Origin of the sequence: Pseudomonas sp. KCJK9111 (assembly GCF_046231935.1) — a bacterium.
Lineage (GTDB): Bacteria > Pseudomonadota > Gammaproteobacteria > Pseudomonadales > Pseudomonadaceae > Aquipseudomonas > Aquipseudomonas parafulva_B.
On record NZ_JBJJMO010000102.1, the window covers coordinates 1 to 10,476 of the forward strand.

Here is a 10,476-nt window from a genome sequence, read left to right on the forward strand (position 1 = left end):
CCTGGGTGGGGCGGCAGGGGAAGACGCCGGGCTGGTCGCGCGTAGCACAAGCCTGTCCTCGCTTGCCTAGTCGAGGTTACAGAGGCCTCGGCTGACCCGCAAACTGCATGCCTTGCTCGGTGAACAATCAACGCTTTGCAGGCTGCCCTTTACGGATTGCGTCGTTCACCCCAGGCATCTGCAGATCTCGCTTCGAATAGTCGGTTATACCTGACTCGTCGATCGTGATCATGTTGCTATCGAATACCGGATGCCCGTTTACTATTCTGGCATGGGTAGGGTTAACAACCTTCAACGTAAATCCTTGTTCGATGAAACCGAAATTTTTTAACGGATACATATCCACTTCGTTATCGGCAACGAGAAACTCACTTATGAACAATGATCGATCCTCGTTGACATAGAAAGATCCACTCGTAGAAACATGTTGATCAACACGCTCTTGCAGTAGGCCATTTGCGACCTTCGCCCGAAACTTGTCAATACGCTGGCCCATGGGCTTTGAGGAGTCGAAAGCGAACCCCTTCAGCCGAAATTTCTCATTGTCGATCTTCTTCACAACAGGCTTGAGATTACTCGTATAACGCCCTAATCGGGCACTCCCTTCTGGATCAATGAAATTAACCGGATCGTTTTCGCAGTAGGCGTACGCGTTCAAGCCTCCCGTCAGGAAAGGGCTCAGTGGATCTGGGGTGTAGAAACGCCTCAGCTGCGGTTGGTACATCCGTCTCTTCAGCAGATACCCCCCGGTAACACGGTCCAGTAATTGGCCGCTATAAGCCAGCCCAGAACAGCGTGGAGCGCAGCGTTGATCGCCATAGGGCAAATAGGAGACCGCTCGGCCAGTGCCTGATATTAGGCTTGCTTTATCGCACATGAGACGCACCTCGTAGTGGTTGTGAATCTCATGATGTGCAAAGTACTTCATGAAAAAAAACTGGCAGTTTTGTCAGGCCAGGCGCTGTACTACAAGTGAAGCTGCAGGCTCGCGGGAGGTACCGTCTTGCCGACGTGATCATGCGGGATGCGGTGTCCGCGCCGCAAGAATGGCGACTGGCCTTTTGAAATTGCGCCTGGCGATTCGCGTTTCAGGAAGAGGCAGCGCCCAATGCAGTGCTCAGGCGCGCACCAGTCTCATTGAGGTCAAAGGCAACTGCCTCATGCCAGTGCTCTAACCGTCAAGGCTTGCGCTTGCGCGGCCCCCCATTGAAGCTAGGCACCTTGCGCACCGCCTTCACCGCAGGTGGCGCGGTACCGGCTTCGTCACTGTCCATCCACCGCCCCAGCCCACGCTTGGCACTGTTTTCCTTGGGCTTCTTCGGTTTCTTGGGCTTTTTCATCACCTGACCGCTGGCATCGGTCAGCGGTACCCGGTGATCAGGTATGAAGTCAGGCTCTTCATGACGCGTCAGCGTCTGACGGGTCAGCACTTCGATGGCCGCCAGCAACTGCACCTCATCAGCGCACACCAGCGAAATCGCCTCGCCCGTGTTGCCCGCACGGCCGGTGCGACCGATACGGTGCACGTAGTCTTCGGCCACGATCGGCAGGTCCAGGTTGACCACCAGCGGCAGGTCGTCAATGTCCAGCCCGCGCGCAGCCACGTCGGTGGCCACCAGCACCTGCACTTCGCGTGCCTTGAAGCTGTCCAGCGCCCGTTGCCGCGTCGCTTGCGGGCGGTCACCATGGATGCCGTCGGCCTTGACCCCTTCGGCCAGCAAACGCTCGACCAGCTGATCGACGCCGTTGCGGGTCTTGGCAAAGACCAGCACCTGTTTCCAGCGCTGCTTGCGCAACAGGTGGCAGAACAGGTCGACCTTGCGCTTCTTGTCAACCGTCACCAGCCATTGCTTGACGCTTGCCGCCGTGGCATTGCGCGGGCTGACTTCGATGCTGAGCGGGTCGTTGAGCGCGAGCCCTGCGAGCATGCGGATCTGGTCCGAGAACGTTGCCGAGAACAACAGCGTCTGGCGTTTGCGGGGCAGCGCGGCATAGACCGATTGCAGCTCCTCGGCAAACCCCAGGTCGAGCATGCGGTCGGCTTCATCGAGCACCAGAATCTGCACCTGGTTGAACTTGATCGCGTTCTGGCGATACAGGTCCAGCAGCCGGCCCGGGGTCGCCACCAGCAAGTCCACACCGCGGCGCAGGCGCATCATCTGCGGGTTGATGCTGACCCCGCCATACACCGCATAGGTACTCAGCGGCAGGTGCTCGGCGTATTCGCGCACGTTGGTATGCACCTGCTCGGCCAGTTCACGGGTGGGCACCAGGACCAGGGCACGAATCGAGTTGGCCGCGACCTTCTCGCCTTCGAGCGCCAGGCGTTGCAACACGGGCAGGGCAAAACCTGCGGTCTTGCCGGTGCCGGTCTGGGCGGCGGCCATCAGGTCGCGGCCGGCCAGCACGGCGGGGATGGCCTGGGCCTGTACCGGGGTCGGGGTGGTGTAATCGCGCTGTTCAAGGGTGCGCAGCAAGGGTTCGATCAGGCCGAGTTTGGCGAAATTCATGGCAATACCATCAGGGGTTCAGCGAAGCCGGCAAGTCTACCGCATCCCCCCTGTGCACTTGCAGGTTTCCCGGTCGAGCGGCTACGCGACGGGGCGCGCCTTGCGCCACTGCGGCAGGCCGATCAGGACCACCGCGCCGATGATCACGGCCATGGCAACGCACTCCTCGGCACCGATCTGCTCGCCGGCGAACATGATGCCCAACAGCACCGCCACGGCCGGGTTGACGTAGGCATAGCTGGTGGCGGCCGCCGGGCGAACGTGCTTGAGCAGGTACATGTAGGCGCTGAACGCCAGGATCGAGCCGAAGAACACGAGGTAAGCCAGCGCGCCCCAACCGGCAGCGGTGGGCATCTGCGTCATGCGTTCACCCGACAGCAGGCTACCCAGCAGCAATGCCGTGCCGCCGACCAGCATCTGTGCGGCGCTGGCCATGGGGCCCGGTGGCATGGGCAGGCGCTTGCTCCACACCGACCCGAACGCCCACGAGGCGGCGGCGAAGATCAGCAGCGCCGCGCCAAGCGGGCTCGCCTGCAGGTTAGAGCCCAGGTTGAGCAGGCCGATGCCAGTCAGGCCCAGGACGATGCCCGCCCATTCGAGCGCCGAGTTGCGGTAACCGAACATCAGCCCAAACACTAGGGTGAACAAGGGCACGGTCGCCACCGCCAGCGCTGCCACGCCGGACGCCACGCCCGCATGTTCGGCGATCGTCACGCCCCCGTTGCCACAGCTGAGCAGTAAAAAGCCCACCAGCCCCGCTGCCCGCCACTGCGGCCAGGACGGCGATGGCGCCCCTCGCCAGCGCATGAAGCCGTACAACAGCCCCCCGGCAATCAGAAAGCGCACCCCGGCCATGAGCATGGGCGGCCAGCTTTCCACACCGATGCGGATGAACAGGTAGGTTGAACCCCATACGAAATACAAGGCCACGAAGGCCCCGATGAGCAACAGCGGGAAGCGGCGGGTGCTGGACATGGTCGAGTCGAAAATCCTTTTGCGGGTGACGCAGTCTAACGGCGTGAAGCGCAGCGGCAACCCTACAGTGGGGCGTTGGATCAGCAGCACACTTGCAACCTGGGGCGTGCAACGACAGGCGCTGCCCGCTTCAGCGGTAGGTTGCCAGTGCGTCGCGGACCTTGGCGGCGGGGGTCTTCTGCAGGCGGCAGAACAAGTCGTGGGAAGGCTGCTGCACCCCATGGTCCTGGCGCAGTACGCCGGCCAGGTGCTGGACCAGGTTGGCGGCCATTTCCGCGTCGGCCATGGCCCGGTGGGCCGTGCCAGTGTTGGGCAGCCCGGCCCAGTGGGTCAGTGTGCCCAACTTGTGGTTGGGGGCTGCCGGCAGCAGGCGCCGGGACAGCAACAGCGAGCAGGCGAAGGGCTGGCTGCGGCTGCGGCCGATGCGGCCCAGCTCGAAGTCCCAGAACTTCTGGTCGAAAGCGGCGTTGTGGGCCAGCAGCGGCGTTGCCCCCACGAACTCGGCCACCTCGTTCATCACCTGCTCCACCGGGGGTGCCTTGCGCACCATGGCGGTGGTGATGCCGGTCAAGCCCGACACGAAAGCAGGCACCGACACCCCCGCGTTCATCAGGCTCTGATAGCGCTCGACGATTTGCCCGCGCTCGAGCATCACCACGGCCACCTCGGTGGCGCGGCAACCGGTGCCTGGGGAAATGCCGGTGGTCTCAAAGTCGATGACAGCGATACGTTCCATAAAAACCTTAGTGTTTGAGCAACAACGGGCCCTCGATGGGCACATAGCGGGTGGCGGCGCGGATCAGCGACATCGCCGTCAGCCCAGGCACGCCATAGACCACCGCTTCGGTGCCGTGACGCTGGATCACGCGGTCGAGCAGCAGGTCGAAATCCCCGTCACCCGACGCCAATACCACCTGGTCCACGCGGCTGGCCGCATCGATCACATCCAGGGTGATGCCGACATCCCAATCGCCCTTGGCCGAACCATCGCTGCGCTGGATGAAGGGCTTGAGGCGCACATCGAAACCCAGGTTGCGCAGTATCTGCTGAAACTGCTGCTGCTTGCTGTCGCCCCGATCGATGGCATAGGCCACCGCCTCGACGATCTGGCCTTCGCGGCTGACCTGGTTCCACAAGGCGGTGTAGTTGAAATGGCAACCGTGGGCTTGGCGCACGGTGTAATAGAGGTTCTGCACGTCGGCGAACAGCGCGATCTTTTTCACCTTGGCACCTCGTCTGGCCGAATCGGGGGCGGGTTCAGCGCCCCGCGAAGGCCAGCAGTATGCCAGAGCCGTCAGACGTAGGAATCGTCGTCGGAGAATAATCCCCCGTCATCACCGCCGTAATCGGCGTCACTGTAACCGCCCTGGTCGCTGCCCCAGCCGCTGTTGTCGGCCACGTGCTGCTGCTCGTTCTGGTCGTTCCAGCCGCCGCTGTCACTGGCCTGCGCAGGCGCTTCCTTGATCACTTCGACCACCTCTTCGGGCTGGGAATTGTGGTTGAACAGGCTGCTGATGCCCTGGGCCAGCAAGACACCACCGGCTACACCGGCAGCCGTCTGCATGGCGCCGCCCAGGAAGCTGCTGGCGCCGCCGCGCGCGGGCGCTGCGCCAAAGCCCGACTGCTGGGCCGGCGGCTGCGAGAAGCCAGGTGCCGCGGGCTCGCGCCAGCCGCCACCGGCGGGTGCGGACGGTGCGACCGAACGCTGGGGCTGAGAAGCAGGTGCCGGCGCCGAGCTACGCCCGCCAGCGCCGAAGAGGCTGGACAGAAAACCGCCGCCGCCTGCGTTCTGCGAGGCGCCGGCCTGCGCAGCCTCGGCCTGGGCGCGTGCCTGCTTGAGTTCCGCTTCGAGTTGTTTGTTTTGTTCGTCCAGGCGCTTGATGGCCGCTTCCTGCACCAGGATCGCCTGGGCCATGTAGTAAGGGGCCGCCGGCTGCTGGCGCACATGCGCCTCGATGCAGGCCTGGGCCTGCGCATCACGGGGCTGGCTTGGGTCTTCGGCCTGCTTGATGCGGCTGAACAGGCCATCGATCAGGGATTGTTCTTCGGTATTCATGGGGCGACCTCGTGGGTAGCGGGACTACGGACAGGCTCAAAGATGGGGCGTCGACGCGGCTGATTCAATCACCGGCGGGGTGAAACTTTTTTCAGCAAGTAACGGATCAAGGGCCGCTTTGGGCTAGAGTTAGACCCCCTGTTTCAACTGCCATGCGATGTTGACCCCATGAATCCGCTGAGCGTTTTGCGCGACTCCCTCCACTTCTTCACCCGCCACCTGGCCGGTATTGCCCAACTGTGCCTGCCGCTGGTGGTGCTCGAAGCCGTGCTGACCCAGGTGCTGTATCGCCAGCTGGGCGAGCAGGCCTCCCCGGCCTACGGCATGCTGATCTACGTGCTGTGCTACCCGCTGTACAGCGCAGCACTGATTCTGTACCTCGATACCCGCAGCAATGGCCAGGCCATCGCCAAGCGCGACCTGTTTGCCCGTGCGGTGCAGCTCTGGCCGGCGCTGACGCTGCTGGTGCTGATCAGCTCGTTGCTGATCATGGCCGGCATGGCCTTGTTCGTGTTCCCTGGGGTGTGGATCATGGTCAACCTGGTGTTCGGTGAATACCTGCTGGTGCTGCGCGGCTTGCCCGTGGTGCAGGCGATGCGCGAAAGCGCCCGCATGACCACTGGCCATTTCCTGCGCATTCTGGTGTGCCTGCTGGCCGTGCTGGCGTCGATCTGGCTGATCGAAGGCCTGATCCTGATGGCCATCCCCGACCCATCTCCTGGCGTGCAACTGCTCGTGGACAGCCTGGCAGGCTTCCTGCAATTGTTCGGCACGGTGGTCATGTACCGGCTGTTCATGCTGCTCGAGGTTGAGCAGCGCACGTGAACGCAGCTACCGGCTGCTAGCGCTGGGCCTTGAGAAACAAGGCGAACAGCTCTGACTGGGACTTGATGCCCAGCTTGCGGTAGATGTGCTTGCGATGGACCCGCACGGTTTCCGAGGAGATGGCGAGTTTGCGGCCGATCTCCTTGCTGGAACAGCCGCTGAGCAGCATGCGGCCCACCTCCAGTTCGCGGGCGGTGAGCGGCGTTTCAAGGTTGCCGAAGCCCTCGGCCAGGTGGTTCTGCCACGCAGGCGCCGGGGTGACTTCGTCGACATCGTGCTCGAACCGAAAGCGCTGGCGCATGGTGGCCAGCACCCAGGGTTGCAGAAGGTGCAGCAGCGCAATCTGCTCGCCCGCAAAGCGTGAGCGGCTACCCAGCGACAGGCACAGCGTGCGCCCGGCATCCAGGGCCACGTTGTACTGCACCTCGTCGGCCACCACGTTGAGGCGGAAATACCGCTGGTAATAGTCGGTGCGCTCGAAGCATTCAGGGGCCACGTCGACCAGCTGCACCAGGCCGCTTGCCGGCGTCTCCCGGCTGGCGATGTAGAACGGGTCCAGCAGGTACAGGCCCTTGAGGTAATCCTGAAATAACGGGTCCAGCCCGCCATCACTGCCGGGGGATTCGGCATACACCAGCGGGCGATGCTCGCTGAAAAGAAACGCGACCCAACTGTCGAACGCCACGTATTGCTCCAGCAACCGCACCAGGCGCAGCCAGAAACCGGGGTGGTCCAGCGCATCGATCACCTGGCCGACCGACCGATGCCAGGCAATGTCCTGAAGTGTGAGGTTCATGTCCGGGCTCTGTACCAAAAGGTGAGTGCAGGTCAGGGTGAATACAACCGAGCAGGCAAAGTGTACTGGAGTGCATGGGCATTGCGGCGCTGTTTTCGGCGCAGCGCTGGCCAGTACCGAAAGAATGTGTACAGGGCTAACCCCTATGGGTTACCTCAAGGGCGTAATTACCCCGCCGCCAATGGCAGCGGCATACTCGGGCAATCACCGTCCGCCACAGCAAGTGGCAGGCACGTTATCTCAGCCGGTGCAGTGCGCTGGTTTCACGCCGCGTCGATTACCTGGCAGCCGTTTGGCTGCGCAGTCAGGAGTTGCAATGAAAGTAGAACTCGTCCAGCTGGCCGGTCGCGACGGCGACACCGCCTACAACCTGGAACGCACCCTGGAGGCGATCCACCGCGCCGCAGCGGATGTGGACCTGATCGTGTTCCCGGAAACCCAGCTGATGGGCTTTCCAACCCAGGACGACATCGCGGCTATCGCCGAGCCCCTGACCGGCCCGACGCTTGCCGCCGTCGCCCAAGCGGTGACCGACAAGGGCGTGGCAGCCGTGGTCGGCCTTGCCGAGGCGGGCGAAGACGGGCACTTCTACAACACCACCGTGCTGATCACCCCGGACGGTGTCGCGTTGAAGTACCGCAAGACCCACCTGTGGGCCTCCGACAAGGGCATCTTCACGGCGGGCGATCGCTACGCCACGGCGCTGTACAAAGGGGTGCGCGTAGGGCTGTTGATCTGCTTCGACATCGAATTCCCCGAAAGCGCCCGCGCCCTGGGCCAGCTGGGGGCCGAGCTGATCCTGGTGACCAACGGCAACATGGACCCGTATGGCCCCACGCACCGCACCGCTATCAGCGCTCGCGCCATGGAAAACCAGGCCTATGCGGTGATGGTCAATCGCGTCGGCCAGGGCGATGGCAACCTGGTGTTTGCAGGCGGCAGCGCGGTGGTCGACCCTTACGGCCAACTGTTGTGCGAGGCAGGGCGCAGCGCCTGCCGGCTGCAGTTGGACCTCGACATGGCGCTGATCGGGCAAGCGCGCCAGGACTACAGCTACCTGGCCGAGCGCCGCTTCGAGCTGCCAGGCCAGCAGGTCGAGCACCCAGACGGCTTGCGAGAACTGATCCTGACCCCCGTCTGAACCCTTGCGCCACGGCTGGCGCCCAGGGCCCAGGCCGGGCCCTGACACTGAACTCCATAAAAAACACAATCCGGAGTAACACCATGGCCCACTTGAAACGTACCCTGTCGCTGGGTGCGGTGACGCTGTTCGGCATCGCTTACATGACCCCCATCATTGTGCTGGGCACCTTCGGCATCCTCGCCGACACCACCCAAGGCGCCGTGCCCTCGGCTTATCTGGCCGCCTCCATCGCCATGCTGTTCACCGCCCTGAGCTACGGCAAGATGGCCAAGGCCTTCCCCGTCGCCGGCTCGGCCTACACCTACGTGCGCAAGTCCATCAGCCCCAAGCTGGGTTTTCTGGCCGGTTGGGCGGTGCTGCTGGACTACCTGTTCCTGCCCATGGCGATCTGGCTGATCGGCGCGGCCTACCTGCATTCGGCCTTCCCGGCGGTGCCGCACCCGGTGTGGGTGCTAGCCTTCATTGCCGTCACCACGGCCATCAACATCATCGGCCTGCAACTGGCCAAGACCGTCAATGGCGTACTGATGCTGCTTCAGTTCCTGGTACTGGCAGCCTTCGTGGGCCTGGCCGTGCACTACGCCACCGGCGAGCTGAACCAGCCGTTGTGGTCGCTGGCACCTTTTCATCAGGACGGTTTCCAACTGCCTTTGATCATGAGTGGCGCCGCCATCGCCTGTTATTCGTTCCTGGGCTTCGATGCGGTCAGCACCTTGACCGAAGAAACCCATGAACCACGCAAGACCATCCCTCGCGCCATCCTGCTGATCACCCTGCTGGGCGGCTTCATCTTCATCGTGGCCAGCTACTTCGTCCAACTCGCCCACCCTGGCGCGACCTTCAGCAACCCGGACTCGGCCGCCTACGAAATCGCGAAAGCCATTGGTGGGGACATTTTCGTCAGTTTCTTCCTGATCGGCCTGATCGTAGGGCAATTCACCTCAGGGCTTTCGGCGCAAGCCAGCGCCTCGCGCCTGCTGTTCGCCATGGGCCGCGACGGCGTATTGCCCAAGCGTTGGTTCGGGCGACTGAGTGCACGGTTCGGCACACCGGTCATCAGCATCGTCCTGTGTGGCGTAGTCGCGCTACTGGCCTTGCGCATGGACGTGACGACCTCCACCTCGTTCATCAACTTCGGCGCTTTCCTGGCCTTCAGCCTGGTCAACCTGTCGGTGATCTTTCACTACTGGATCGCCCAGGGCGAGCGCGGGCTCAAGGCTGCAACGGTGTACCTGGCCTTCCCCTTGATTGGGCTGGTGGCTGATCTGTGGCTGATGGCAAGCCTGGACCACATGGCCATCTACCTTGGCGTGGCCTGGCTGGGCATAGGGTGCCTGTACCTGCTGGTCATCACCCGTGGGTTGCGGCAACAGCCGCCAGAGATGCATTTCGAGGAAGCTTGAGGTTGGGCGGGCAGTGTGGCTGGCGGGGGCTTGGGTCATCTGAGGGATTTGATGACTCGGCCCGGTGCCAAATCCCGAGAAACTCGGTAGCGTTCTTCGGTGGCTGGAATTCTGTGAGGTTTCTGGCCGACGATGGATAGCAGTTGCGTGATGGCGCGGGTCTTTACAAAACGTTGGCGTTCGCGGTTCGGCGATTAGGTTGCTCGCGATTTCGTGCAGCGCCCAGGACTGTTATCTGACACTTGTTAGTTTTGCCAGCAGCGTGCTGCGGACATCACCGGGACACTCAAGACGCCGGCCCTGCTAGTCGGCGAAACGACAGTTCTCCAATCGCGAGCACAACCGCATGAACAGATACGGTATATCGGCGTACTCGCCCTACGGCTTTGCTGCAGAGATTCGATTTGCACACACGTCACTTGGACTCAATGGTGAGTATGCGCAAGCGCTGACCTGGCGCTACATACTGGGCTCCGGCTACAGAGCCTTCGACACTTGCTTAATGCGTTTTCTTTCACCTGACAGTCTGAGCCCTTTCGCAGCGGGTGGAATGAATACTTACGCCTATTGTTCAAACGACCCTGTGAACCGCAGCGATCCCACCGGACACTCTTTACTGTATCCCGCCAATAATGTGCCAAGACCAATCATCAAGCTACCTCGTCGCGGTCCCGAACTCACGTTGCCGACACCCCACCGCTGTTAGCGAAAAGGCATTTCAGCAGTAACCAGCTGAAGGACATGAGTTATGCAAATACTCAATATTT

Annotated in this window: 11 protein-coding genes; 4 read left to right on the forward strand and 7 right to left on the reverse strand. The window is 62.4% G+C overall.

Features of this window, described 5'->3' with window-relative positions; translation table 11 throughout:
• Nucleotides 1–127: 127 nt before the first annotated feature.
• The 6 genes from ACK59L_RS20880 to ACK59L_RS20905 all read right to left on the reverse strand — a co-directional run bounded on the left by ACK59L_RS20880 (nt 128) and on the right by ACK59L_RS20905 (nt 5,541).
• Nucleotides 128–928, reverse strand: a complete 801-nt coding sequence (locus ACK59L_RS20880; RefSeq protein WP_409275792.1) for an RHS repeat-associated core domain-containing protein — start codon at nt 926–928, stop codon at nt 128–130.
• 250 nt (nt 929–1,178) lie between these two features.
• Nucleotides 1,179–2,510, reverse strand: a complete 1,332-nt coding sequence (locus tag ACK59L_RS20885; protein WP_409275794.1) for a DEAD/DEAH box helicase — start codon at nt 2,508–2,510, stop codon at nt 1,179–1,181.
• Nucleotides 2,511–2,591: 81 nt separating this feature from the next.
• Nucleotides 2,592–3,485, reverse strand: a complete 894-nt coding sequence (gene yedA / locus ACK59L_RS20890; RefSeq protein WP_409275796.1) for a drug/metabolite exporter YedA — start codon at nt 3,483–3,485, stop codon at nt 2,592–2,594.
• 130 nt (nt 3,486–3,615) lie between these two features.
• Nucleotides 3,616–4,221 (reverse strand): PolC-type DNA polymerase III, encoded by a 606-nt coding sequence (locus tag ACK59L_RS20895; protein WP_196136101.1) that lies wholly within the window; start codon nt 4,219–4,221, stop codon nt 3,616–3,618.
• A gap of 7 nt (nt 4,222–4,228) precedes the next feature.
• Nucleotides 4,229–4,708, reverse strand: a complete 480-nt coding sequence (locus ACK59L_RS20900; RefSeq protein ID WP_023534583.1) for an NYN domain-containing protein — start codon at nt 4,706–4,708, stop codon at nt 4,229–4,231.
• Nucleotides 4,709–4,779: 71 nt separating this feature from the next.
• The gene (locus ACK59L_RS20905; protein WP_409275799.1) at nt 4,780–5,541 is read right to left on the reverse strand and encodes a DUF2076 domain-containing protein; all 762 of its coding nucleotides are present in this window, start codon (nt 5,539–5,541) and stop codon (nt 4,780–4,782) included.
• Nucleotides 5,542–5,709: 168 nt separating this feature from the next.
• Here ACK59L_RS20905 and ACK59L_RS20910 point away from each other — a divergent pair, with 168 nt between their 5' ends.
• Nucleotides 5,710–6,366 (forward strand): hypothetical protein, encoded by a 657-nt coding sequence (locus tag ACK59L_RS20910; RefSeq protein WP_058603606.1) that lies wholly within the window; start codon nt 5,710–5,712, stop codon nt 6,364–6,366.
• A gap of 16 nt (nt 6,367–6,382) precedes the next feature.
• Here ACK59L_RS20910 and ACK59L_RS20915 read toward each other — a convergent pair whose 3' ends face one another.
• Entirely contained in the window at nt 6,383–7,162 is a 780-nt protein-coding gene (locus ACK59L_RS20915) for a LuxR C-terminal-related transcriptional regulator (protein WP_409275801.1), read from the reverse strand.
• A 316-nt stretch (nt 7,163–7,478) separates the two neighbouring features.
• Between ACK59L_RS20915 and ACK59L_RS20920 the strand changes: the two genes are divergently transcribed.
• The 3 genes from ACK59L_RS20920 to ACK59L_RS20930 all read left to right on the forward strand — a co-directional run bounded on the left by ACK59L_RS20920 (nt 7,479) and on the right by ACK59L_RS20930 (nt 10,415).
• Nucleotides 7,479–8,303 (forward strand): carbon-nitrogen hydrolase family protein, encoded by an 825-nt coding sequence (locus tag ACK59L_RS20920; RefSeq protein WP_409275803.1) that lies wholly within the window; start codon nt 7,479–7,481, stop codon nt 8,301–8,303.
• An 83-nt stretch (nt 8,304–8,386) separates the two neighbouring features.
• Entirely contained in the window at nt 8,387–9,709 is a 1,323-nt protein-coding gene (locus ACK59L_RS20925; protein WP_409275805.1) for an APC family permease, read from the forward strand.
• A gap of 346 nt (nt 9,710–10,055) precedes the next feature.
• Complete coding sequence (locus ACK59L_RS20930) at nt 10,056–10,415, forward strand: RHS repeat-associated core domain-containing protein (protein ID WP_409275807.1); 360 nt, start codon at nt 10,056–10,058, stop codon at nt 10,413–10,415.
• The last annotated feature ends 61 nt before the right edge of the window (nt 10,416–10,476 follow it).